19 protein-coding genes are annotated in these 25996 nt (G+C 61.9%); 7 read left to right on the top strand and 12 right to left on the bottom strand.

Going from position 1 to position 25996, the window contains the following annotated elements; translation table 11 throughout:
- Positions 1 to 42: 42 nt before the first annotated feature.
- The 3 genes from M5B96_RS19555 to M5B96_RS19545 all read left to right on the top strand — a co-directional run bounded on the left by M5B96_RS19555 (position 43) and on the right by M5B96_RS19545 (position 2307).
- Positions 43 to 978: an Ig-like domain-containing protein gene (locus tag M5B96_RS19555; RefSeq protein WP_248798403.1), complete on the top strand. Its 936-nt coding sequence runs from the start codon at positions 43 to 45 to the stop codon at positions 976 to 978.
- Positions 979 to 1501: 523 nt separating this feature from the next.
- Positions 1502 to 1663, top strand: a complete 162-nt coding sequence (locus M5B96_RS19550) for a hypothetical protein (protein ID WP_248798401.1) — start codon at positions 1502 to 1504, stop codon at positions 1661 to 1663.
- Complete coding sequence (locus tag M5B96_RS19545; RefSeq protein ID WP_412548628.1) at positions 1660 to 2307, top strand: helix-turn-helix domain-containing protein; 648 nt, start codon at positions 1660 to 1662, stop codon at positions 2305 to 2307. Before M5B96_RS19550 ends, M5B96_RS19545 begins: the two co-directional genes overlap by 4 nt.
- A gap of 68 nt (positions 2308 to 2375) precedes the next feature.
- On the opposite strand, the gene M5B96_RS19540 is transcribed toward M5B96_RS19545, so the two are convergent.
- The 5 genes from M5B96_RS19540 to M5B96_RS19520 form a co-directional block, all read right to left on the bottom strand.
- Entirely contained in the window at positions 2376 to 2882 is a 507-nt protein-coding gene (locus M5B96_RS19540) for a hypothetical protein (RefSeq protein WP_248798400.1), read from the bottom strand.
- A 401-nt stretch (positions 2883 to 3283) separates the two neighbouring features.
- Entirely contained in the window at positions 3284 to 4642 is a 1359-nt protein-coding gene (locus tag M5B96_RS19535) for an ATP-binding protein (RefSeq protein WP_248798398.1), read from the bottom strand.
- Positions 4618 to 5283 (bottom strand): response regulator, encoded by a 666-nt coding sequence (locus M5B96_RS19530; protein WP_248798395.1) that lies wholly within the window; start codon positions 5281 to 5283, stop codon positions 4618 to 4620. The genes M5B96_RS19535 and M5B96_RS19530 overlap by 25 nt, the downstream gene beginning before the upstream one ends.
- Before the next feature lie 145 nt (positions 5284 to 5428).
- Positions 5429 to 5878: a hypothetical protein gene (locus tag M5B96_RS19525; RefSeq protein WP_248798393.1), complete on the bottom strand. Its 450-nt coding sequence runs from the start codon at positions 5876 to 5878 to the stop codon at positions 5429 to 5431.
- A 28-nt stretch (positions 5879 to 5906) separates the two neighbouring features.
- Positions 5907 to 6674, bottom strand: coding sequence for a hypothetical protein (locus tag M5B96_RS19520; protein ID WP_248798391.1), 768 nt, complete (start codon positions 6672 to 6674; stop codon positions 5907 to 5909).
- 307 nt (positions 6675 to 6981) lie between these two features.
- Here M5B96_RS19520 and M5B96_RS19515 point away from each other — a divergent pair, with 307 nt between their 5' ends.
- Entirely contained in the window at positions 6982 to 7713 is a 732-nt protein-coding gene (locus M5B96_RS19515) for a helix-turn-helix transcriptional regulator (protein WP_248798389.1), read from the top strand.
- A gap of 74 nt (positions 7714 to 7787) precedes the next feature.
- On the opposite strand, the gene M5B96_RS19510 is transcribed toward M5B96_RS19515, so the two are convergent.
- A complete protein-coding gene (locus M5B96_RS19510) occupies positions 7788 to 8387 on the bottom strand; it encodes a LysE family translocator (RefSeq protein ID WP_248798387.1) in 600 nt (199 codons plus the stop codon).
- Between the two features lie 379 nt (positions 8388 to 8766).
- On the opposite strand from M5B96_RS19510, the gene M5B96_RS19505 reads away from it, so the two are divergent.
- Both M5B96_RS19505 and M5B96_RS19500 read left to right on the top strand, forming a co-directional pair.
- On the top strand, positions 8767 to 9528 hold the full coding sequence (locus M5B96_RS19505; RefSeq protein WP_248798385.1) for an acyl-homoserine-lactone synthase: 762 nt from the start codon (positions 8767 to 8769) through the stop codon (positions 9526 to 9528).
- Positions 9529 to 9600: 72 nt separating this feature from the next.
- On the top strand, positions 9601 to 10428 hold the full coding sequence (locus M5B96_RS19500) for a helix-turn-helix transcriptional regulator (RefSeq protein ID WP_248798383.1): 828 nt from the start codon (positions 9601 to 9603) through the stop codon (positions 10426 to 10428).
- A 47-nt stretch (positions 10429 to 10475) separates the two neighbouring features.
- On the opposite strand, the gene M5B96_RS19495 is transcribed toward M5B96_RS19500, so the two are convergent.
- The 3 genes from M5B96_RS19495 to M5B96_RS19485 are packed head-to-tail and all read right to left on the bottom strand — an operon-like array spanning position 10476 to position 16035.
- On the bottom strand, positions 10476 to 13508 hold the full coding sequence (locus tag M5B96_RS19495) for an efflux RND transporter permease subunit (RefSeq protein ID WP_248798382.1): 3033 nt from the start codon (positions 13506 to 13508) through the stop codon (positions 10476 to 10478).
- Complete coding sequence (locus M5B96_RS19490) at positions 13505 to 14608, bottom strand: efflux RND transporter periplasmic adaptor subunit (protein WP_248798381.1); 1104 nt, start codon at positions 14606 to 14608, stop codon at positions 13505 to 13507. Before M5B96_RS19490 ends, M5B96_RS19495 begins: the two co-directional genes overlap by 4 nt.
- Positions 14605 to 16035, bottom strand: a complete 1431-nt coding sequence (locus tag M5B96_RS19485; RefSeq protein ID WP_248798380.1) for an efflux transporter outer membrane subunit — start codon at positions 16033 to 16035, stop codon at positions 14605 to 14607. Before M5B96_RS19485 ends, M5B96_RS19490 begins: the two co-directional genes overlap by 4 nt.
- A 276-nt stretch (positions 16036 to 16311) precedes the next feature.
- On the opposite strand from M5B96_RS19485, the gene M5B96_RS19480 reads away from it, so the two are divergent.
- Positions 16312 to 17646: a diaminobutyrate--2-oxoglutarate transaminase family protein gene (locus M5B96_RS19480; protein WP_248798379.1), complete on the top strand. Its 1335-nt coding sequence runs from the start codon at positions 16312 to 16314 to the stop codon at positions 17644 to 17646.
- Between the two features lie 136 nt (positions 17647 to 17782).
- On the opposite strand, the gene M5B96_RS19475 is transcribed toward M5B96_RS19480, so the two are convergent.
- The 3 genes from M5B96_RS19475 to M5B96_RS19465 all read right to left on the bottom strand — a co-directional run.
- Positions 17783 to 19744: a MacB family efflux pump subunit gene (locus tag M5B96_RS19475; protein WP_248798378.1), complete on the bottom strand. Its 1962-nt coding sequence runs from the start codon at positions 19742 to 19744 to the stop codon at positions 17783 to 17785.
- Between the two features lie 2 nt (positions 19745 to 19746).
- Complete coding sequence (gene macA / locus M5B96_RS19470; protein WP_248798376.1) at positions 19747 to 20904, bottom strand: macrolide transporter subunit MacA; 1158 nt, start codon at positions 20902 to 20904, stop codon at positions 19747 to 19749.
- 64 nt (positions 20905 to 20968) lie between these two features.
- The coding region (locus tag M5B96_RS19465; protein ID WP_248798374.1) for a non-ribosomal peptide synthetase at positions 20969 to 25996 on the bottom strand (5028 nt) is incomplete at its 5' end.

Genomic DNA, 25996 nt, shown 5'->3' with positions numbered 1-25996 from the left:
GCCACGGAAGCGCGTATATATTTTAAATATATGACACCCTTGGTGCCCGGACCGCACGCCCTTGAGGTCAAACAGAAGGCTGATGGCCTCGAGTCCGACTGGAGTGAGCCGCATCGGTTCACGGTCAAGGAGCTGCTGCGAACACCTGAGATTGATGCGCCAACACCGGGCAGTTTCAACCCTCGCAAACCCACGATCAGAGGCAAAGGCGAAACCCGGGGACAGATACTTCTGCGCCATGAGGATGCCCCTGAAAACCTGATTGACACCCTCGATGGCGTGGCGTCCTGGCGCTGGACCGCCAAGGACCCGTGGGACGTTGGCCAGTACACCATCCAAGCACAGCAGACCGACGACGATGAGAGCTCTTCATGGAGCGAGCCGCGCACGTTCGAAGTGATCGATGCCCGATACGGCATCGGCGACGCCGGCCCGGTGCTCGCCCAGCCAGTGGTGAGCAACCACGAGAGCGTGCTGTTACGGGTTCAGGTTCTGTCCGGTATCACCGGGGAAGCAGTCGAAGGGGTGAAGGTGGAGTGGCGCATTGCCGGCGAACAGGCCGCCATGACGACGAGCGTTACCGGCCCGGATGGCTGGGCCCACTATCTCTATACGCCAGACACAGCGGGAGAACACAGCGTCCTGGCAGATTTGACCGGCGAGAATCAGGGCGTCGAGATTACGCAGCGGTTTGAGGTAAGCGCATTGCCGGACGATGCCTGGGCAAGACGTAGGCCTGTATTTCGATACCTTTGTCCAGGTATTCGGTGGCAACCCGGCGTATCCCTGCATAGGTGCGATGCATACCCTGAGCGTCCGGCCCAAGGCGCGCAGCTTGTTGCTTGGCAAGGACGTGACACTGGAATTGAGCGACGAAGCGACCGATCTCGGAGTAACCGTGAGCCCTGCCCCGGATATCCCCCAACCGTTAGGGTTGGACGGCGTGAGCTGGTCGCTGGATTGCGTCAACAGCAGTAAAAGCGGTCGCTTTGCAGCACGGTTGAAGGTCCGGGAGTGGGACTTCAGATCCCTGGAATTGCCAATGTCCCTGGGGCATAACAAGGTCCGGATAACTGAAACATTCGGCCCCGCACAGACGAGAAGTCCGGCTTTCGATTGGACCTATGGCATTCGAGCGACTTCCACATTCACCGGGCAGGCCGCGGCGGGTGTTCCGATGACGGTCAGCATTTCCGGGCAGCTACCCGCGCAACGCACGACTGATCAGACGGGTTGGATATATGTTTATTATTCAGAGGGTGAATCTGCCAGTTTGACCATTCGCAACCTGTATGACGGAAGCCAGGCCTGAGCATCGCTATGCGTCTTGAAGCATTCAACGCCCGGGCCTGGTGCCAGGCCTGGCGAGCGACATCGGTTGACCGACGGTTCTAATACCTAAAAAGAATTAATAAATAAATAATCAGTATTTATTGTTATTAAAATGTTCGACGTACTCTCAGCTGATCCCGTCCAGTCATCGCGACAATGGAGAGTCCTTATGAAGCCGACTGATAGCGTTATCGACCTCAGCCAGTACCGCAAACGCAAGCAGGCGCAAAAACTGGCCCGGGTGCTGTGGGAAGTGTATGCACGCAATGCCGGCCAGCAGATCTTCCAATGGCCGCAACTGACCCGCACCAGCGAGACCCGCCAGGCGTGAATGCACCGGACCCGACACGGTTTCTGGCGAGCGCCGACGAACCGGGGCTGGACCTGAACAACCTGCAAACACTTGAAGAAGATCCGATCGGCGAGCGGGTCGCGCAGAATCTGCAACGCCTGCGTGGCAAGCAGCACCTGTCCCTCGATGCCCTCGCCCGCCAGTGCGGGGTGAGCCGGGCGATGCTGGCGCAGATCGAGTCCGGGCGCAGCGTGCCGTCGATCAGGGTGCTGTGCAAAATCGCCAAGGGCCTGAAGGTTTCGGTCGCAGCCTTTCTCGAACACCGCGCCTTTGCCGGCGTTGCCGTCTTGCCGGCGAGCAAGAGCAAACGCCTGGTCAGTGCCAATGGGGCGTTTGTCAGCCGCGCCCTGTTCCCTTTCGACGTGGCCCGCCAATCGGAGTTCTACGAACTGCGCCTGAGCCCGTTGGGCGAGGATCTCTCCGAGGGCCATGGCCCGGGCGTCCAGGAGAACCTGGTGGTGTCCCAGGGTGTACTGGAGATCAGCGTCAACGACGAACGCTACCTGCTTTCCACTGGCGACTCGATCCTGTTCTACGCAGACCAGCCGCACCGCTATCGCAACCCCGCCGACAGCGAAGCGGTGGCCTACCTGGTGGTGACCCACCCCGAACGCCTGGACTGAACAACCGACAGCCACGAAAAAGCCCGGCGAGGATCACTCCAGCCGGGCGTTTTTACTGACTCGCTCGATCAGCAGGTGCAGCACATCATCGGCATGCCGTTGCAGCTCATCATCATCGGCATGCTGCAGTCGTTCATCAGTTTCATCATCAGGTTGCAGCAGCTTTTCATCATGTCCATGTTCATGCCCGCCATCGGCATGATCTTGCACAGCATGCCGTCGGCCTGCATCGAGCATTCCATCACACAGCGCATCGATGGCATCGGCATGCCCATCATCGGCATTGGCATCAGGCTGGTCATCATCGGCATGGCCAGGGCCGCACGGGACATGCACATCATGCTCATGTTGGCGCAATGCATCATCATCGGCATGCCGCAGTCCATCATCATCTGCATCATTTCAGCGCTGTTCTTGAACATCGCCATGTCCATGCCCGCAGCCGGCATCATCTTGCACTGCATGCCGTCGTCCGTCATTTCGCAGGTCATGGTTGCCATCATCATCGGCATCCCCATGGCCGGCATCATCGGCATGGTGTTCATCGGCACTTGCATCTGCATGGCGTTCATCATGGTGAAACTCCCTGAATAGTTCGATAGTTGGACGAAGCTGATGGGGAGAATTCTAAGGAAAGCCGGGCGGACGACAAGATGACGATCCAGCAGCCGGAAAGGATGCCGAGACGAATTTTATGCTGCCATTTGAATGCATCCATCTGCTTTAGCAGCGATATCAACTTCATAATAGATATAAACGAAACAACAACAGCGCTTCAGACATCATGGATATTCGTTACAGTACTATTTAAATAACCTAAAGAAATATTCATTCTAAACGGCGCATCTTTCTCTTCGGTTCCTCCATCGGTTATTCCACAAGCTTATTTAAAGACATTTCATGCCCACACATTTGTGACTGACCGCACGGTGCCTGACGCCGGTAACCGCCCAGCAACGAACTCACCGATCAGGGCTCAGGCTGTCGCCAGCCGCCACCACAGCGCAACGCACAACCCTCGTTGCGCCGGTTCGTCGCAGTACGCCAGGCGGATACGCGCCCCGGTACGCTCGGCAATGGCCTTGACGATGGACAGTCCCAGCCCCGAACCGACTTCCTGGCTGCCCAGGCTCCGATAGAACGGATCGAAGACTCGCTCGCGCTCCTCGACGGCGATGCCGGGGCCACTGTCCTTGACCTGCAACAGCACCCCACCCTGCTCCCGGGTGACCGACAGGTCGACCCGGCCGCCAACCGGGGTATAACGAATGGCGTTGTCCACCAGGTTCCTGACCAGCGCCAGCAGGTCGATCTCGTCAAGTGCCAGGTACAGGTCTTCGCTGCCCTCGACACCGATGTCGATCTGCTTGAGTTCGGCCAGCGGCAACAGATCCTCCAGCACCCGGCGATAGACCGCATGCACCGATACCGCCGCGCCGGACGGCGTCGCGTTCGCTTGAGCGGTGGCCAGCGCCAACAGCTGCTCGATCAGGCTCTTGCCGCGTTCGATGCCTCGGCGCAAGGTAAACAGGCGTTCCCGGGCCAGGTTCGACATGTCGGCGGCAGCCAGTCGCTCGGCTTGCAGGGACAGAGCGGTCAGCGGTGAGCGCAATTCATGGGCGGCGTCGGCGACAAAGCGCCGTTGGCTGTCCATCGACTGAGCGACCCGACCCAGCAGGCGATTGATCGCCAGCACAAAGGGCCGGACTTCCGCGGGAAGATGCTGCTCGTCGATGGCGTGCAGCTCCTGCTCGCCGCGCTGGTCGATCTCGCCCGCCAGCACCACGATGGGCCGGAACAGCTTGCGCAACAGGTCGGCCACCACCAGCAGCAATACCGGAAACAGGATCAGAAACGGTAACAGGCCACGCCAGGCACTCTCCCGAGCGTCCTTGTCGCGGATCCCGGTTTCCTGGGCCACGGCGATGCGCCGAGCGTTGCCCAGGGTCCTGACCAGCACCCGGAACGGTTCGCCGGCGACTGTCAGCGTCGACAGACCATCGGCCAGGGTCGCCGGTAACGGCAGCGGTCCGCCGGACTCGACATCGGCCGGGGCGTGACTGCCGTCGTCGAGGTACTGCACGACCACCCGGGACTCTTCATCGTCACCGACGATCGCACGCTCCGGCAGCGGATAGGCCAAAGTCATTTGCTGGCGTTCGAACAACACGGCCACCTGATACAGGGTGTTGTCCTGCATTTCGAGGGCTTCGTCGAAGGCCGAGACAAAGGCGAACACCCCGGCCAGCAACGCCACGACCAGGATCGCCAGCGACAACGCAACCGACAGCCTGAGCTGGACCGACTCACTCAGGCGTTTTTTGAAACCATCCATCCCATGCCCCTGACGTTCTTGATCACCTGACTGCCCAACTTGCGCCGCAAGCCATGGATCAGAAACTCCACCGCGTTGCTTTCCACTTCGTTGCCCCAACCATAGATCCGGTCTTCAAGGTCGCTGCGCGAGAGAATCGCTCCGGGACGGATCAACAGCGCCTGCAACAGGGCGAACTCGCGACTGGAAAGCTGGACCTCGGGGGTTTCCTCGGTACGCGCCTGTTTAGAGACCAGGTCGAGGGAGACCACGCCGTTACTCAGCAGCGGCAACGCCGTGCCACCCTTGCGCCGCAACACGGCGCGCATGCGGGCGAGCAACTCGGCCATGGCGAAGGGCTTGAGCAGGTAGTCGTCGGCACCGCCATCGAGGCCATGCAGGCGGTCGTCGAGGCTGTCGCGGGCGGTGATGATCAACAGCGGCACACCATTGTCGCGGGCGCGAATAGCGTCCAGGACTTCGAGCCCGTCCTTGCCCGGCAGGCCGAGGTCGAGCAGCACCAGGTCATAATGCTGGGCCTCCAGCGCGGCAAGGGCGGTCGTGCCGTTGTTGACCCAGTCGACGGCGTAGCTCGCGTCCGTCAATGCGCCCTGGATCGCCTCGCCGATCATCGGATCGTCTTCGACCAGTAATATCCGCATGTCCCTCTCCGCTGAAAAAAACCGGCCCGGCACACATGCGCGGCCGAGCCTGCGTGATGTTTGCCGGACCTGCATTGAAGCACCTGTTCAGCCCTGCATGAAGCGATTTATCCGGCGTGCGGGAGCCGTGCCGGATGCTTTGAAATCATTTTCCGCCTTGCAGGCTGCCGAAGGTTTTCAGCAACTGATCCATCGTCGCCTTGCAGTCGGCTTGTTTCGGGCTGCCGCTGCGCAACGCCTCCAGGGCGTTATCGATAGCCTTGTCAAGCAGGTGCCAGTCGCTGGCGGCACGTGGCTTGAGGCCGGCTTCGGCGGAATCCCAGGCCAGTTCCAGATCCTTGATACGGGTCTTGGCCGCGCCCAGCTCAGTCTTGTCGACCAGGGCGGCGACATCCACGGCAATACCTTGGAAGGCTGACAGGTCGCCGAGTTTCGAGACATTCGCCGGGCTTGCTCCGGCCGACGCGCTGGCCGTGCCCGCTGCCGCGGCAGCCTTGGCCGCGTCGCTGGGTTTGGAACAGCCGGCGGCCAGGCCGAGCACGGCAACGATGGACAGGACAGCAGCTTTGCGAATAACGGCTTGAACCTTGAGCATGGGCATTCCCTGGATAGGTTTGAATGGGTTATTGAGTGGCGAGCTTGCGGTTGCCGACGCCGAACTGCGCGACGAGTACCAGGATCAGGATGACCGCGAGGAAAATCGCGCTGGTCCAGGCGGCGCCCATGCCCAGGCCACCATAGGTCTTGGCCTGGGTCAGCAAGTCGCCAAGGGAAGCACCGAATGGACGGCTCAGGATGTAGGCGATCCAGAAGCTCAGGACAGCGTTGCCGCCCAGACGCCAGGCAATCAGGGTCAAGGCGATCAGCCCGGCGAAAATCATCGAGCCGAGGCTGAAGCCAAGGCCCAGCGCCTCGGTGGCCAGGTCCCCTGCCGCCGTGCCCAGGGCAAAGGTGCAGAGCACCGTGGTCCAGTAGAACCACTCCCGGCGCGGCGTGACGATCTCCTGGATGGAGAGGTTGCGTTCGCGGGCATACCAGAGGGCGAAATTGACCGCCAGCAACACCGAGAATATCGCCGTGCTGACAAACAGGCTGATACCCAACTTGTCAGTCAGCAGATCGGTGATCTGTGTCCCGACTATGCTGACCAAGACCACGGTAAGCCAGTAGATCCAGGGGCTGTAGGCGCGAGTACGCAGTTGGCCGAACAGCGCGATGGCCAACAGCACGGCCATGCCGATGCTGGTCAGGCCCTGCCCCAACCCGGCGTCGACGGCAAGGAAATCGGCGGCGGTTTCGCCCACGGTGGTGGACATGATCTTGATCACCCAGAAGGACAGCGTCACCTCCGGGACCTTGTTCAGCCAGTTGGCTGGGGTCAGCGTTTTCATCTGCGGGCCTCTCCTTAACGGCGCCATAATCGGCGCTGGGAGGAGACTACCCGGGGAAACTTAGCTGGGACTGAGGAACGGCGGAGTGCCCTCTTAATGTATCCTTAACAATGAAGAGAATTTGACCACCCAGCCGACACGATGAAAGACAAAAGCGTCAAAAATAAGTGATTTAATCGAGCTTTCGTCAAATCATGATTTCTATTTGACACATATTGAAATGATTTTCGGGCGATGCTATAAGTCAGGCATACCCCATTTGGATCAATATAGCAGAGCACATCCAGCCAACCGGAGCCCGCTTGTCATGCCTAAACTCCGCACAATCAAACATACGTTTGACTTGGTTAGAGAAGTTGAAAACAACATTCCTGGGGCCAGCACAAAAACCTATGTAGATGTCTTAGCCTGGGTATTCTACAAACTGGAAATAACCCGATTTGCCTACGTCTACGTTGACTCGCATTTAATTGATAACGGCGATATCTCCATCCACAGCAGCTACCCCACCGAGTGGGTCGAGACCTATCGCCGGCAGGCGCTCTACAAGTCCGACCCAGTCATGGCGAATGTCGCCATCAGCTCGCGGCCGTTCTTCTGGACGACCGTGAACGACCCCACTCACGGTCCCAACAAAGTCTTCGAACAATCCGCCCGTTATGGTATTGAGCAAGGCTTCAGCATTCCCATTCATGATCCCGGCAGTGCTTTTGGCTCGCTGCATTTGCCTTGTGTCGAAGGCGATCCGGATTTTGATCGCATCGTCCAGTCGAACATGTTCCTGATCAAGGCCATCGGTGCCATTGCTCATCAATATCGACCGATCGAGGTCAGCCAGGAAGAACTGCTGTCGCTGAGTCCCCGGGAAATTGAGTTCCTCCACTGGCTGGCTCTTGGCAAGAACTATCAGGAAATCGGCCTGATCATGAATATCACCGAAAGGACGGTGAAATTCTACGCCAAGAAAATTACCGAGAAGATGGGCTGCACCAACGTCAAGCAGGCCATGGTCAAGGCCATTCGACACAATATCTTTTAACTCCTCCGCCCCAAGTCAACCCCACTCACATCCTCACAGGTTTGTCACTTGTGAGGCTGACGGGTGCGCGGTCTTCAAGCAAATATTACTTTCGAGGCCAAGTTATACAAGGCCATACTCGCAAATAGCCCGATGACCAATGAAACAAATCTATTGACTCGATTACCCGATATTATCGATGGCAGATTGCGCCCAAAGACCGCCCCCAGTCCCACCCAGACAATACCCACCGGAAGAATCACCAGGGAAAAAACAGCCATGAATGAAAGATAACTTTCCATGTGCATAAAGGTTCCGGTCGGCGCCACGAACGAAGCAAAAAACAGCCCCTTCGGATTAGTCAGGGTCGCCATGAACAACGCCGAAACCGAGATAGCAGAAGGCTTTCCAGCGTTATCCAGCTGCACCGAAAACCACAGCTTCAGCGAGATGTAGAAGAGGAAAATCACCGCCAGGATCTTCGTCGCCACCACCACCCAGCCGTAATTTGCCGTCAGCGCATCGATGGATATACCCCAGGCGGTAATCTGGATCAGGTAGGCCGTCCATTCAGCAAGAATCAACTTCAACGAATAACCGCCCAGCCCGCGACTGACCCCCGACTGCAGCAGCAGCGAATTGGTCGGCCCCGGCACCAGCAATACCGTGAGCATTGCAATTGCAATGTAATACATGATCCGCCCCCAAAAATTCCAGAATAGATTTATTTTCCAGTCGATTCACTTTCCACATTGGAAAATCCGTTTTCTTATTAATCGCGAAAACACCCTTGCTTTTGTTGCAACTTGATGACTCGGCGTGTACTTTCTTCGAATCAAAGATCTGATACGCGACCGTTCTCACAGCTCTTGGCATCGCCGTTTTTTTATTTTCCCACACACCGCAGTTATCGTACAACCTTCTTGATAGCGATAAAAATGTGCAACCGCGCAAGTCTCACGACGACAATTAAACAGCACTTTACCCTCTTCAGCCACCTGCACTTAAGTACAGTTGCCGCGTTTATACAGGATCACTATAAATAAGCACCTCCTCCCTATCCGCGACGTATTTATGATCGGTTATGTCCCTCACTCGTACATTTTCTCCGAGCACTCGTACACCTTCTCCGACGTGCATATCGCTATCGCCAGCTACGCCGAACTACCCACCCACGCATTAGAGCAAATACTCAGTATCCGTAAGGCCGCTTTTATCGACCGAAGAAAATGGGATATTGAAAGCTACACCGGCAGCGACTATGAATTCGATGAATATGACAATGATGATGCCATCTATATTTACTCCCACAAAGGCCCCCTGGTGACCGGCTGCGTCAGACTTCGCCCCTCCTATAAACCGACCTTGATTTGCGGTGCCCTGAGCTTCATGCTCAGTGATGGCTTGTCCCGGCCCAACCCGATGGACTGCTGGGAGGCGACCCGCTTTGCGCTATTGAGCACCGACACCTCAAGCAGCGATTTCAGCAAAACCAAAGTTGATTTTCGCACCGCCGCGCTTTTCCTGGCCATGTTGCAATTTGCCAGCACTCAAGAGGTCAGTACTTATGAAGTTATTGTAGACGCCATGATGGAAAAGGTTCTAAGACGCTCCGGCTGGAGCCTTCAACGACGAAATGTCGCACACGGCAGCAAAGGCGAAAAAGTCATTTATGGCACGCTGGAATGCACGCCAAAGATCTACGATAATATGCTCAATATTAACTATATGCAGTGCCTGGCTGGCGATTCGCTGCCGCTGGTTGCATTGCCGACTATCGACTACGGCGTGACTCACCCAGCCACCTCGACCCTGCAGATGACCCAAATCAACTAATACGTTTCAATAATTCTCATGGACCGTGGGCGGCGCGTGCCGTAGTGCCCAGAATAAAAAAATGGAGAGCGGATGAACTTACAAAGACTTTTCCCGTCCGTTGGCAAAGTGATTGCCAACACCGGCAACCGTAATTTTCCGCGCGTGCTGCATGATCTGATCGTTGCACAACTGCCCGTCGATGCCACACATATCACCGAACTGCGGCTCGATACCACGAATGCCGCACAGTCGATCACCTCGAGTATCGGCGGCGTAGGTATCAGCCCGATCTGCACCGACACCCTGATGAATGCCCCGTCCGTCAAGCAGACCGCCGAGCAGGCTGACGATGGCGTCTGGCCGGCGGCGCAAACCGAAATGGCGTGCTGCCAGCGAGCATCCTCGCCGCATGCTTGTCCCAACCACCTGCATCTGATCTGCCGAACCCAAAGTCGCTGCTACGCACTGTCCGTCTATCGATCCAATCCATCCCAGGGATTTTCCGCGCAGGAATGCGTTTTCCTCCAGGAGTTTTCCTGTCTGTTGCTGCCGATGATCGGCGAACATATCGAGGCCCTGATGCCGACGCCGGTTCGCCAGGAAGCCTTTTCGGTCAGCCAGGAGCTGGAGAACGGTGGCATGGATGCGTTGCGCCAGCGCTTTATCGAACGCCTGGAAATGTCCGGGTTGAATCTGTCCTCGCGGGAAACCGAAGTCTGCGTTGGCCTGCTTGCCGGGCGCACGGCACCGGAACTGGCCGAGCAGTTGGCACTACGGGTCAATACCGTGGAAAGCTATCTCAAGCGCGCGTCGATCAAAATGGGCATCGGCGGTCGACGCTCGCTGATCCGCTGGATGCATTCGGCCGACTCCAGGGTCGGCCTGGAGAACGCCGTCGTCCTGCAGAATGCCCTGTGACACCTCGATTTCGCTTCTGAATAACACCTCGATAGCAGCCTGTCCTGCTATCGAGGTGTACGGAACATCTTCCTGAAGCCCTCAAGCCCATCGTCGACATAAGTAAAGATCACCGGCACCACCAACAAACTCAGCACCGTCGAAGCCAGCAGGCCACCGATCACCACCACCGCCATCGGCTGGCGAAAGCTCGACTCCCCACCCCATCCCAATGCCGTCGGCAGCATGCCCGCGCCCATCGCAATGGTGGTCATCAAAATCGGCTGGGCACGCTTGTGACAGGCATCGATCAACGCCTCATAGCGGCTCAGCCCCTGATCCCGACGAGCCATGATCGCGTACTCCACCAACAGGATCGAATTCTTGGTCACGATCCCCATCAGCATCAGCAAACCGATGACCGAGGCCAGGGAAAAACTCATCCCGCCGATCAACAGGGCCAACAGCGCGCCACCCAGCGACAAGGGCAAGGCCGAGAGAATGGTCAGTGGTTGCATGAAGTCGTGGAACAGCAACACCAGCACCGCATAGATACAGAACACACCGACGGCCATGGCCAGGCTGAAGTTGCCGAACAACTCACTCATCAACTGCAACTCACCCTGCTCCACCAGCTTCACTTGCGCCGGCAAGTGCTGCATCGCCGGCAACTGCCTGGCCTGCTCCATCACTTCGCCGAGATTGCGTCCATTGAGTTCGATGGACAGGGTGATATTGCGCAGGCGGTCGAGCCGATCGATCTGCGCCGGCCCGCTGCCCATGCTGATCTGCCCCAGGGACGCCAGTGCGACCTGGCCGTCACGGCCCTTGACCCGTAACTGGGCGATGGTCTCCAGGTCGCCGCGCACCTGCGGTTGCATGCGCACCCGCACATCTACCTGACGCTGGGACAGATTGATCTTGCCCAGGGACGACGAAAAATCGCCGTAGGTGGCCATGCGCAAGGTGTCGGCAATGTCCTGGCTACTGATCCCCTGTTCGGCCGCGCGGGCAAAATCCGGGCGCATCTGGATTTCCGGGCGCTGCACCGCCGTGCTCGAAGTCACGTTGCCGATCCCCTTGAGTTGCCGCAGCTGAGGCTCGAGGGCCATGGCGGTACGCTCGAGCAAATCGCCGTCATCGCTGGCGAGGACGATTTGCAGACGCTCGCCGCTGCTATCACCGCCGACGTTCACCCGAACCCCGGGCAAGCCGCGCAGGGCTTCGCGCATCTTCGCCTCGACCGCGGATTGCTTGAGTTCGCGCTGGTTACGCGGCAACAGGTCGACCGTCAGGACCGCCTTGCGATTGCCACCACCGGCAATATCGCCACTGCCCACCGCGGCAAAAACGTGAGCCACTTCGGGGATGGCGCGCAGGCGTGCATCGGCCCGCAGGGTGATCGCTGCCGTCTGCGCCAGGCTGCTACCCGGCGGCAGCTCCAGGCTAATGGTGCTGCGGGCATTGTCCTGGGCCGGCAGGAAACTGGTGGGCAGCAACGGAATCAGCGCCAGGGAGCCGAGCAACAGCACGCCGACCAGAACCATGGTGGTCTTGCGCCGGGTCAGGCTGGTGTGGATCCAGCCCAGATAATGGCTCATCAAGCGGCTGTCGTGCTCGACATGCGGCCTGGCCTTGAGCAGATACGCCGCCATCATCGGCGTCAACAAGCGCGCCACCAACAGGGAAAAGAACAGTGCCGCACTGGCGGTGACGCCAAATTGCCGGAACAGCTTGCCGGAAATCCCGCCCATGAAGGCCGTGGGCAGAAACACCGCGACCAGGGTCACGGTGGTTGCCAGCACCGCCAGGCCGATTTCGTCGGAAGCTTCGATCGCCGCCTGGCGCGGGCTCTTGCCCATGCGTAGGTGTCGCGCGATGTTCTCGACCTCGACGATGGCATCATCGACGAGAATGCCGATCACCAGGGCCAGGGCCAACAGGGAAATGCTGTTGAGGGTAAAACCGGCGAAATACATCACGCCGAAGGTCGGGATGATCGACAACGGCAGCGCCGTGGCCACGACAATGGTGGCCCGCCAGTCACGCAGGAACCACCAGACCACCAACACCGCAAGCAACATGCCCTCGTACAGCAGCGCCATCGAGCCGCGATAGTTATCCAGCACCGGCTCGACGGTATTGCTCGCCTCTTCGACGCGGATATCCGCGTGCTGTCCGGCAAACCGGCGCATCGCCTGGCGCACCTCGGCGGTCACGCCGACATCGGAAAAACCCAGGGAGCGGATCACCTGGAAGCCGATCGCCGGCCTACCGTCGCGATAAGCCCGGGTGCTGCGCTCGGCATGGGTATCACGCACCGTGGCCAGTTGCTGCAAGGCAAGCATGCGCCCGTCACCGATAGGGATGCGGATCGCCCCGAGCGCCGCCGGATCGTCGATGGCGCCGAGGATACGCAAGGCCTGCTGGCCGCTGCCGAGGTCACCCTGGCCGCCGGAGTTGTCTTTCTGCATCGCCCGTAAGCGACTGGCCACGTCATTTACGCTCAAGCCCAGGCCGGCCATCATCGCCGGGTCGAGATCGACCTGGACTTCGCGGTCCACGCCTCCAACCCGGACGATCTTGGCCACCCCGCGCACCGCCAGGAGCTGCTTGCTCAGTTCATTGTCGACAAACCATGACAAGGCCTGTTCATCCATCCGCGGGGCGGCGATGACATAGGTCAGCAACGCCGAAGTATTGCTGGTCAGGCGCGACACCGAAGGCGTATCGAGGTTCGCCGGCAACTCTGGCGTGGCGCTGTCCACCGCATTGCGCACTTCGTTGAGGGCCTCGTTGCCGTCCTTGTCGATGGCAAAGGTCACATTGATGCTCACGCTGCCGTCGGCAATCAGCGTGGTGACATGTTGCAGCAGGCGTAGCGACGTCAGCTTGTCCTCGATCTTGCGCGCCACTTCGGTTTCCAGTTGCTCGGGCGCCGCCCCTTCCAGCGACGCACTGATGACCACGGTGGGCAGATCGGTGTCCGGGAAGTCCTGGATGCCGAGGCGCTCCAGGCCGAACACACCGAACAGCGTCAGTAGCACGAACAGCATGACCGCCGGGACCGGATAACGAATCGATAGCGCGGAAATATTCATCGCGCCTGCGCCTCGGCCCGAACCAGGGTCACACTGGCCCCGTCACTGAGAAAGGCCCCGCCACTGCGGACGACCTGGGTCTGTTGCGCCAGGCCGGCGACGATTTCCACGGCCTGCCCACGCCGGCGCCCGACGTCCACGCCCTGTTGGCTGACGTGCATGTCCTGGCCCAGTACAAACACATAGGAGCGCCCGTCGCGCAGGACCACGGCAGTGTCCGGGACAGTCAGCGCCGCGCGGGCCGGCAGTTCGATGCGGCCGCTGGCGTACATCCCGGCCCGCGCCATGGAACCCGCGGGCAACGACACATAGACCAGCGCCCGGCTGGTCTTGCTGTCGAGTACCGGCGAAACCAGCCGCACGCGTCCTTCGACCTGCGTGCCCCCCGGCAGCGTGACACGGGCGGGCTGGCCGGCACGCACCCCCGGGAGTTGCTGGGCGTCCAGTTCGGCCAGCCATTCGATGCGTCCCTCGCGGATCATCCGGAACAGTTCGGCGCCGGCCGCCACCACATCGCCGAGCAACGCCTTGCGAGCCGAGATGAGCCCATCGTCCACCGCGACGATGCGGGTCTGCACGAGCTTGATCCGGGTCGTGCGCAGGTCGGCGTTGGCTGCGGCCAGGTTGGCCTCGGCGGTCTGCACCTTGACCCGATATTCTTCCAGCTGCTGCTCCGACAGGGCCCCGCTCTGCCCGACCAACGCCGCACGCCGCGCATTGGAGCGGGCCTCCTGCAACTGGGCAAGGGCCTGGGCGACCGCGGCTTTCTGTTTGTTCTCCTCGGCCAGTACGCTGTCATCGGCCAAGGTCGCGAGGACCTGGCCCTTTTTCACCCGGTCGCCGATATCGGCGTCCAGGCTGGCGATGCGCAGACTGCCGGTTTCGGCACTGATCACCGCTTCCTGCCAGGGCGCGAGCGCACCGCTGGCCAGCAGCTCTTGCGGCCAGTCCTCGTGGCGCGGCTGAATCACCTCGACACTGAGACTGGTGGCCGGCACGGCCACGGCAGCCGGTGCCGATGCGGCGCGGCCAAACAGCAGCCAGCCCGAGAGTGCCAGCGCGGCAACCGCCAGCAGCCCATAGCCCAGGCCCGGCTTCATACCCCGCCTCGCGTCGCTGCGACTGCGGCGAGTCCGTCACGAGTGTCCTGCCAACCGCCGCCCAGGGCCTTGTACAAGGCAATCCAGTAGCGCACCTGATTCTGCTGCAAGGTGATCAGCTCGATCTGCGCCGACAGTGCCGAACGCCGGGCCAGTTCACGATCCAGCAGGCTGGCGTTGCCGGCGTGCCAGTTGCGATCGATGGCCTGGAAATACTCCTGGTAACCGTCAGTGGCGCGCTGCGCATCGACTTCCGAGTGCCGCGCGGCATCCAGCCGCACCAGCGATTGCTCGACCTCCATCACCGCCGTGCGCAGAGTCTGCCGGTAGGTCGCCAGGGCCGCGTCATAAGCGGCTCGGGCCGAGTCCAGCGCAGCCCGGCGCTTGCCGCCATCAAACAGCGGCACGCTGAGTTGCGGGCCAAGGCTCCAGCTCCGGCTATAGGCCCCGCTGGTGTTACCCACGGCAAAGGAGCCGACCAGGCCCAGGCTCGGCAGGCGATCGGCCTGGGCGGCGCCGATCCGGGCATTTGCCGCAGCCAACTCGCGCTCACTGGACGCCAGGTCCGGACGCTGGCGCAACAGGTTGGCGGGAATTTCCCGCACCTCCAGCAGCGCCGGCTCCGGTAACCGCGCCGGCGTCAGGCCAAGCACTGCGCGCAGTTGTTGCTCATCGCTGCCGGTCAGGGCCACCAGGCTCTTGAGCAACACATCACACTCGCTTTGCTGATTGGTCAGGGTCGCACGACTGGCGGCGGCGCTGGCATCGGTCAGCGCGGCATCGGCGGCGGAAGTGAAACCGGCCCGGAACGACAGGCGGGTCAGGCGTGCGGTCTGGTCCTGGGATTGCGCCTGGTCGCTGTAGGCGTTCACCAGCATCTGGCAGCCACGGTATTGCACGAAGTCATCGCCGACCTCGGCGGCCAGGGATACCCGTGCGTCATGCCAGTCATCGACTCGCGCTTCGAGCAGATTGCGCGAGGCTTCGTCGTTGCGCCGCAGCTTGCCGAACAGATCCAGTTCCCAAGCCGCGTCGAGGGTCGCCCCGGAGGTGCTGCCGCGCTGCTTCACCCCGCTCTGACGCAGGCCGGCACGCGCCTTGGTCAGCCCGCCATTGAGCTGCGGCCGGGTGTCGGCGATGCTGCCATCCAGGGTCGCCCGGGCCTGGGCGATACGCGCCAGCGCCTGGTCCAGGGAGGGACTGTCCGCCTCGGCCAGGCGCAACAGGGTCGCCAGCGCCGGATCGTTGAACTGCTGCCACCAATCGTTCAGCCCCACCACCGAGGCGCCATGGGGCAGCGGCGCATACCACTGGCCGGCCACCGGCACCGCCGGCAAATGATAGTCCGGGCCCAGCGTGCAACCGCCCAGCAGCGTCGCGAACAACATCGACAGCAAGCAGTGGGTGGCAGGTTTGGCGATAGGCATAACGCTCTCGAAGACCCCTGGATACAGGCGCCCTGGGAAATGGGAAAACAGGCGATGGCGACGTGTGAGACGGCGGCGGTAACGGAAATCCGTCCCGCGCCACAAAGTCCTTTTGTGGCACGTATTTAACCCCAGGGGTGACGGCCTGTCTGGCGTGGAAAACGGGGACATTCCGGGCGCGATAAAGTGGCGATCGCCGCAGGGCTCTTACAGAATCGGGCTCAGCTCGAAATGAGCCGCCAATGAATTCGCACCTGTGCCAATGAGTGATCGACTATGGAAGAGCTAAGCAATCTGAAGAAATTGGAGTCGAACGCGCGCACCTATGCCGCGACGTTCCAACGCCTGTTTGTCAGCGGCAAGGGCATGTGGGTCAAGGACGCAGGTGGTCAGGAGTACCTCGACTGCCTGTCGAATGCCGGCACCCTGGCGCTGGGCCATAACCCGGTAGTGGTGCGCGACGCGGTGATCGAATTCCTCAACAGCGATCATCTGCAGCAGGCGCTGGACCTGGCCACACCGGCCAAGCACGCGTTCGTCCAGGAGCTGTTCGCGACGCTGCCGCCTGGCTTGCGCGACAATAGCAAGATCCTGTTCTGCGGCCCCAGCGGCTCGGACGCGATCGAAGCGGCGATCAAGCTGGCCCGCCACTACACCCGACGTTCGACGCTGATGGCCTTCCATGGCGGCTACCACGGCATGACCGCCGGGGCGCTGTCGGCCATGGGCAATCTCAATCCCAAGGCCGGTCTGGTGACCCAGGGCACCCACTTCCTGCCGTTCCCCTACCGCTTCCGCTGCCCGTTCGGCACCGACGGCGAGCACACCGACCGCCTCTCCATCGATTACATCCGCACCGTGCTCTGCGACCCGGAAAGCGGTGTGCCGAAACCGGCGGCGGTGGTGGTCGAGGTGGTCCAGGGCGAAGGCGGCTGCATCGCGGCCTCGGCCGAATGGTTGCGCGCCCTGCGCGAGATCACCCGGGAGCAGGAAATCCTGCTGATCGTCGACGAAGTACAAACCGGACTGGGACGCACCGGCAGCCTGTTCGCCATCGAACACGCCGGGATCACCCCGGATATCCTGGTGCTGTCCAAGGCCATCGGTGGCGGCTACCCGATGTCGGTGATCATCTACGCCGAGCACCTGGACACCTGGGGCCCGGGCATGCACGCCGGGACATTCCGCGGCAACCAGGTGGCGATGGTCGCCGGTACCACGACCATGCGCTACATCAAGCAACACGACCTGGCCGCCCAGGCCGCCCGGCGCGGTGAGCAGTTGCAAAGTGGCTTGGAAGATATCGCCCGGCACTTCCCGTTTATCGGCGATGTCCGTGGCCGCGGCCTGATGCTCGGGGTGGAGATCGTCAAGCCGGGCAGCGCTTCGCGCCCGGGGTTGGGGGATGGCGCGCGGGCGCGGGCGATCAAGCTCGAGTGTTTCGACAACGGCATGATGATCGAGACCGGCGGACGCCACAGCGCGGTGTTGCGCTTCCTGCCGCCGCTGACCATCACCGAGGCGGAAGTCGGCATGGTCCTCGATCGCTTCGAACAGGCCCTCAAGCGCAGCAGCGCGGCACGGGTTTCCAGCGTCAGCGCGGTGGGCTGAGCCCAGCCCTTGCCCGCGAAGCTTTTAGCGACCTCTCAGCCGCCTTCGCGGGCAAGCACCGCTCCCACATGACCGCAGTCACCTTGGCACCTCAAAAAAGCCCCGTCACCACCCAGGCGACGGGTCCTTTCCGCTCTTAATCCCGCGCCAGCGCTTCGATCGGATCAAGCCGGGCGGCATTGCGCGCCGGGACGAAACCAAACACGATACCGATCAACGTCGAGCAGATGAACGCGGTGACAATCGAGCTCACCGAGAACACCATCTGCCACTCCTTGACCAGCAGTGAAAACACATAGCCGATAGCGAACGACAGGCTGATACCGATCACCCCGCCGATCAAGCAGACCATCACCGCTTCCACCAGGAACTGCTGGCGAATATCCGACTGACGTGCCCCCACGGCCATGCGAATGCCGATCTCGCGGGTCCGTTCGGTCACCGACACCAGCATGATATTCATCACCCCGATCCCGCCTACCGCCAACGAGATCACCGCGATCAACGACAACAGCAAGGCCAGCGACTGGCTGGTCTTCTGTACCGTCTGCATCACGCTGTCGAGGTTGTAGGTGAAGAAGTCCTTGGTCCCGTGGCGCTTCTCCATCAGCTTGCTGACGTTGTCCTCGACCACCTTGCTCGGCTGGCCATCCTTGATCCGCACGGTGATGCTGTCCAGGAAACTCTGGCCCAGCACCCGACCCGCCGCGGTTTCGTAAGGCATCCAGATATTCAGGTTCTTGCTGGTGTTGAAAATGTTCTTCTTGTCCTCGGTCACGCCGATCACCGTACATGGCAGGTTATCCACCAGGATCACCTGGCCCAGTGGGTCCACTGTCGGGCCGAACAGGCGAGTGCGGGTGTTGTAGTCGATCACCACCACCTGCGCCTGGCGCCTGGCATCGTCCTTGGTGAACGACACCCCGGAGCCGATCTTGGTGCCGCGCACCTGGAAGTAACTCGGGCTGACCCCGCTGACCGTCGCCGTCACATCGAGGTTGCGGTAGCGCACCAACAGGTTGCGGCCGATGTTCGGCGAGGCACTGTCGATGTAGTACAAACCACTCAAGGCCGCGACATCGGAGAGTGCCAGGGTCTCGATGGAGCCGGCTTTGTTGTCGCCGAAGTCGCTGCCGGGAAAGATCTCGATGGTGTTGCTGCCGATGGCCTGGATGTCCTTGAGCACATAGCGCTTGGCGCCTTCGCCGATGGCCACGATCGACACCACCGAAGTGATGCCGATAATGATCCCGAGCATGGTCAGCAAGGTCCGCATGCGGTGCGAGATCAGCGCCACCCAGGCCATCACGAAGGCCTCCTGGAACAGCGCCAGGCCGGCCATCAACCGGTTGCCCTGCTTGGGCTTGGCCGGCAGGCGCTCGCTGGCTTTTTCATTGACCACCGGGCGATTGGCGTTGACCCGGTCGGCGATGATCTCGCCGTCGCGCATCTCGATGATCCGCTCGGCATGGGCCGCGACCTTGTCATCGTGGGTCACCAGGATCACCGTGTGCCCGGCGCTGTTGAGCTCCAGCAGGATCTTCATCACCTCCTTGCCGCTGACGCTGTCAAGGGCGCCGGTGGGTTCGTCGGCGAGGATGATTTCACCCCCGTTCATCAAGGCCCGGGCGATACTGACCCGCTGTTGCTGACCGCCCGACAACTGGCTCGGCCGATGCTCCAGGTGCCCTGCCAGGCCCAGGCGCACCAGCAGTTCCTGGGCGCGGCTGTAGCGCTTGGTCTCGCCGGTGCCGGCATAGACCGCCGGCATTTCGACGTTGTGGGTCGCTCCCAGGTGCGGCAACAGGTGATAGCGCTGGAAAATGAAACCGAAGTGATCGCGGCGTAACTCCGCCAGTTCATCGTCACTCAGGCTGCTGGTTTCACGCCCGTCGACCTTGTAGCTGCCGCTGTTGGCGTGATCCAGGCAGCCCAGCACGTTCATCAGGGTCGACTTGCCGGAGCCCGAGGCGCCGGTAATCGCCACCAGCTCGCCGGCATTGATCGTCAGGTTGATGTCATTGAGCGCGATGAAATCCTTCTCACCGGCGACGAAACGACGGGTAATGCCCTTGAGTTCCAGCAGGGGTCGGCTCATGGTCAGGCTCCCGCTACCGCGGGTGTCGCCGACGGCTCGCCGATCACCACCTTGTCACCCTCGGCCAGGCCGCTCTTGATCTCGACCCGGACATTGTTGTTGATGCCGGTCTGCACGTTGCGGATCTGCGCCATTCCCTGTTCGTCCACCACCCGCACCGGGAATGTGCCGTCTTGGTTCTTGTCGCCCAGCGCCGCGACCGGCACCGTCAGCACGGTCTTGGCCTGGTCACGGACAATATGCACCTGGGCGGTCATGGAAATGCGCAGGCGATGATCCGGGTTCGGCACATCGAACAACGCGTTGTAGAAGACTGCGGTGTTCTGCTTGCTGGCGCCGGTAGCCTGGGCATCGAGGAAGTTCTGTGGCGCCGGCTCGGTGCCGCGCAGTTTGGCGTAATACCGTTTGTCGGCGTCACCGAGGATGGTGAAATACACCTCCTGGCCCGGGACGATATGAATCACGTCGGCCTCGGAGACCTGGGCCTTGATGGTCATGGTGTCCAGGTCGGCGAGCTTGAGGATCACTGGCGTCAGCTGGCTGGCGATCACGGTCTGGCCTTCCTGGGTCACAATGCCCACCACATCACCGTTGATCGGCGCGACGATGCGGGTATAGCCCAGATTGATCCGCGCGGTCTCGACCTGGATCCGTGCGTCCCTGACCTGCGCTTCCAGCGACAGCAGGTTGGCGCCCTTGACCTCGAAGTTCGATTGCGCGGTCTCGAAGTCCTGCTTGGAAATCGCGTCATCCAGGCGCAGCAGCTTGTAGCGCTCGTAGGTGGCCTTGGCATCCTTGAGTTGCGAGGCGGCCGCCTGTTTCTGCGCAATCAGGTTCTCTTCATTGACCTGCGTCTGGCGCAGGGCGTTCTGCAACACCACCGGATCGATTTCCGCCAGCCACTGGCCCTGGGTGACCTTGTCACCGAGCTTGACCTTCAGCGACTTGAGCTGGCCCGAGACCTGCGCGCCGACATCGACCTGCTTGATACCTTGCAGTACCCCGCTGGCCAGTACGGAGTTCTCGATATCCGCGCGTTCGACCTTGGCGGTCAGGTACTCCGGCGGTTTTGCCGGGGCTTGCACGCTGTAGAAAATAATGGCTGCCAGAACCAGCAGCACTACCACGATTACCACTTTGCGAAACTTCAACTTTTTCATAGAAAGCCACGAATGTGTTGAGGGTTGACCCGACGGACCCACCGCCGGGCTTGAAGAAACTGAGTTATTGATGGGATCGCCACCAACTCGCCAGATGCTGCACATGGGGCGCCTTGAGAATGGTGAAATGGTTGCCCGGCCCACGCCAGACGGTGAGATCCGGTGCACAACGGCGCCAGCCGGCGACCATCGACTGCTGCTCACGCTGGTTGCCCGCCGCGTCCAGCACCGGGTCGTCGGCCAGCACCAGGCGCACCGGCCCGGTGTAGATCGCCGACGGTTGATAACGGGTACGCAAGGCCGTACCGAAGGCCCGTGCCGGCCCACGCATCGAGTCCGTCGCCGAGCGCTGCGGCAACAACCCGGCCCGCACCATCCCGGCATGCAGCAGGCGCATCTGGCCGGCATCGTCCTGCGCCTCGAAGGCGGCCCGATCGACCTCCATCGACTTGCCCGCGGCCAGTTGCATGGTCTCGATCAGGCGTTCCAACACGCCCATCGCCGTATAAGGTTTACCGACCACGCCATTACCTCCCGGCGACTCGCTGTCGATCAAGGTCAGCGAAGCCACCTCGCGACCCCGAGCCGTCAGGCGCTGGGCCATTTCAAAGACCACCCAGCCACCGAAGGAGTGCCCGAGCAGATGCACCGGCCCGTTCGGCTGCACGCTGTCGATTGCCTGCAGATAGGCCTCGGCGGCGGTCTCCACCAGGCTGTACGGCACCGTGCGACCATCCAGCCCGCGCGGTTGCAGGCCATGGATCGGCCAGTGCGGACCGAACGCATCGGTCAGGCCGATAAAGCCCGTGACACTGTCGCCAGCCCCCGGCACGCAGAACAGCGGCGTGTGATCGCCGCGTCCGCCCTGGATCGTCAGCAACGGCTGGTGGACGCTGCGGCTCGGCAGCGGACGACCGGCCAGGCCGGCCAATGCCGTGTTGATCGCCTGCCCCAAGCCCTGGATATGCGGTGCCTGCATCAGGCTCTGGTGATCACCCGGCACTTTGATGCTGTGCAACTGGCTCAGCGGCAGCACTTCATCCCAACCCAGGTAGCCACTGTGGGCCGGTGCGTCATGGGCCCGCTCGCTGGCGGTGAACAGATGCACCGGCACGCTGTTGGCGTACACCGTGTAATGGGCCTGGGCATGCCCATGGGCCACCTCGCGATCCAGGTACCGCCAAACATCGCCGGCGCCAAGGACATCGAACTCCGCTGGCAACACGCCCTGTTCACGGCTGCGTTGTAGCAGGTCCTCGAAATCGAAGGACGGCAGTTCTGCTCGCAGCCCTTCCAGCAGCGCCAGGGTATCCGCGCCCTCGGCATGGCCAGTCCAGAACCGTTCGCAGTGTTCCAGCAGATGCAGTTTGTGCGCGCTGTCCGGACTCCAACGGGCCCGGCCCTGATCCACCAGGCGCGGCAGATAGGTGTCGATCAGGCCGACGAACTCGACTTCCTCGTCCAGGCCCACCAGCTGGATGGCGATCTCATAGGCCAGCACCCCGCCGAACGACCAACCGGCCAGGCGATAAGGCCCTTGCGGCTGGACCGTGCGCATCAGCCCCAGCAGGCGCGTCGCCAGGCATTCCATGGTCTGCAACTGCGGCTGCCCGAGGGCCACGCCTGGCAGGCCATAGATCGGGATATCACTGTCGATATGCTGGCCCAGGGTCGGGAAATACAAGTCCAGGCCGGTGAACTCGTGAACCAGGAACAACGGCCGTTGGCTACCGGTGGTGCGTACCGGCACCAGTGGGCCATCCGAACGTACTTCGGCCGTGCGGCTCTCCAGCAACTCGGCCAGCGCCGCGACACTGGCATGCTGGAACAACTCGGCCAGCGACAGCGTCAATCCGGCCGTGGACAGCTGGCTGACCAAACGCACCGCCAGCAGCGAATGACCGCCCAGGGCGAAGAAGTTGTCGTGACGCCCCACCCGTTCCAGGTCGAGCACCTCGGCCCAGACTTGCGCCAGGCGACTTTCCAGATCGCCGTGCGGCGCCTCGAAAGCGCGGCGGGCGAACTGCTCCGCCTCCGGTGCCGGCAATGCCCGTACGTCAACCTTGCCGTTGAGCGTCAGGGGCAAGGCGTCCAGGCGGATGCACAGACCCGGAACCATGTATTCCGGCAAGTCGGCGGCCAGTTGCGCACGCAGGGCTTCGGGTTCCGCGACTTCACCGTCAGGCTGCACGGTGTAATAAGCCACCAGGTACTTGTCGCCCGGGCTGTCTTCACGCGCCAGCACCACGGCGTTGCGCACCCCGGCGCAGTGATGCAGGCAGGTTTCGATTTCCCCCAGTTCCACGCGGAAACCACGGATCTTCACCTGGCCGTCGTTACGTGCCAGATATTCGAGGTTGCCGTCCGGCAGCCAGCGCGCCAGGTCACCGCTGCGATAGAGGCGGCCACCCGGATGCTCGGCGAACGGGTCGTCGCTGAAACGTTCGGCGGTCAGGTCCGGTCGGTTCAGGTAACCCAGCGCCACACCGGCACCGCCGATATACATCTCGCCGACCACGCCCACCGGCACCGGCTCGCGCCGGGCATTGAGCACATAGATGCGTACGTTGGCGTTGGGCTGGCCGATCGGCAGGCTGAGTGTATCCGGCAAAACTTCGGACACCGTATAAGCGCTGGCACAGGTAGTGGCCTCGGTTGGACCGTAACCGTTGATCAAACGTACCTGCGGCGAGCATTCGCGCACACGCCGGAACGACGCCGGATCGGCACGTTCGCCACCACACATCACCAGGCGCAAGCGCGCCAACGCCTTGGGAATCAGGCCCGCATAGAGGTTGAACAACGCGGTGGCCATGATCAGCACCGTCACCTCGCAACGCTCCAACTGTTCGGCGAAGAGCAGCGGTTCCAGCAGGGTCCGGTGATCGACAATCACCGACTCTGCGCCATTGAGCAATGCGCCCCAGACTTCCTGGCTGCTGGCATCGAACGCCGGATTGGAGGCGAAGGCGATTCGATCCTGTGCAGAGAAGACGTAGTAACCGTTGTCGATGACCAGGCGCGCGATACCGTTATGAGTAACCATCACACCCTTGGGCTGGCCGGTGGAGCCGGAGGTATAGATGATGCACGCCGGCGTCTGCTCCATCGCACTGTCGTCCGGCACCACGGGTGCCTGATTCAGCGCCGATGCAGCCAGCACCAGGGTGTCCAGGTTCACCCTCGGCATACCTTCGGCTACCGCCTGGTCGCTATGGGTCAGCAACACCACCGCCGCGCTGTCCTCGAGCATGAAACGCAAACGCTCCTCGGGGGCCAACCGATCCAGGGACAGATAAGCGGCACCGCATTTGAGGGTCGCCAACAGGCTCACCAGCAGATCCACCGAGCGCTCCAGCAGGATCGCCACCCGGGTGCCCGGCATCACGCCCTGCTCGCGCAGGTAGTGAGCCAGCGCGTTGGCGCGGGCATTGAGTTCGCCGTAGGTCACCGTCAGCTCGCCTTGCCGCGCCGCCACCGCCTGCGGTCGCGCCGCCGCCTGGGCCTCGAACAACCGATGGAGCAGTTGACCATGCGGATAGTCCCGCGCGGTCCGGTTGAAGTCGAGCAACAACTGTCGACGCTCCGCCAGAGGCAGGATCGACAGATCGTGCAAGGGCATTTCCGGCGTGCGCTCCAATGCTTCGACCAGGCTGTCCAGCGCCGCATGCATATAGCCACAAATGCGTTGCGCACCAATGTCGGCCAGGACCTGCGCGGTCAGCACAAAGGCTTCGCCGAGGTCGTCGATACTCAGGGACAACGGGTAGTTGGTCCACTCGTCGCCCCCCAGGCTCTCGATCCCGTTCCAGGCCGCCAGGGCTTCGTTATCGAGTTGCCCGCCACTGTGCCGGTAGTTGAGCAAGGCGCTGAACAACGGTGCCGGAGCGGCAACGCCGCTGCAACGTTGGGCCAGGGCCAGGGAAGCGTGTTCGTGACCGAGCAAGGCGCTCAGGCGCGCATGGGTCGCCCGGACGCCGGCCCGGGCCCCCTGCGCGCCGACCTCGATGCGCAGCGGCAAGGTGTTGATAAACATCCCCAGCGCCCGATCCGCGCCCTCGCCGCCTTGCATCCGCCCCATCAGCACGGTGCCGAACACCACGCTCTGGCGACCGCTGAGGCCACCGACCACCTGGGCCCAGGCCAGGTGATGCAGGCTGGCGGCGCTGACACCGAGCTGACGGGCGCATTGGCGCAAGCGCAGGCTCAGGGCTTCGTCGACCACCAGGTGGGCCTGGTCGATGGCGCTGCCGTCACCCTGCACATCGTCCAGGCCGAACGGCAGGGTCGATTCGTCGATATCGCCAAGCATTTCGCGGAAGAAGGCTTCGTGGGATGCCTGGCTGACACCCAGGCGCGCCTGGGCCACATAGTTGCGATACGGTACCGCCGCGCCCAGTTGCGCCTGCTGCCCCAGCAGATAGGCCTGCATCTCGTGCCGCACCACGTCCAGCGCGGTGTGGTCGAGCGCCATGTGATGGAACAGGAGCAAGGCGACCCAGCGCTGCTGAGCGGCATCATAGGCGCAGGCCAGGCGCAGCAACGGCGCCTGGCGCACATCGAGCCGGTAGCGCAGCGGATCGAAATGCCCACGCAACTGGCTGTCGATATCACCGTCCGCAGTAGCGAAGGTCAATTCCTCCAGCACCATCGGTGCCCGACGCAGTACCACTTGCAGCGGCTCGTCCAGGCCCTCCCACAATACGGCGGTGCGCAGGATGTCGTGGCGGTCGATCACACCTTCGAAAGCGTCGACAAAAGCCAACAGCCGCGCGCGGTCTTCCAGGTAGAACAACGCCTGCTGCACATAGGGATCGCCCTGCTCCGTCGCCAGGTGGTGATAGAGAATCCCCTCCTGCAATGGCGCCAGCGGGTAGATGTCCTGGATATTCGCCGCACCGCCCGGCACCGTCGCCACCACCCGGTCGATCTGTGCCTGGGTCAGGCTGATCAATGGCAGCAGGTCCGGGGTGATGTGTTCGCAATGTTCGGGGATCAGGTTGGCCGGCACCACGATTTCCGTGCTGCCACCCACCGCCGCCGCCAGCGCCGACAAGCTCGGCTGGCCGAACAGCACCCGTACATCGGCGCT

The organism is Pseudomonas sp. MWU13-2105 (genome assembly GCF_023242315.1).
GTDB lineage: Bacteria > Pseudomonadota > Gammaproteobacteria > Pseudomonadales > Pseudomonadaceae > Aquipseudomonas.
The sequence above is the reverse complement of the archived record's forward strand: the minus strand, read 5'-3'. Positions and strand labels throughout refer to the sequence as shown.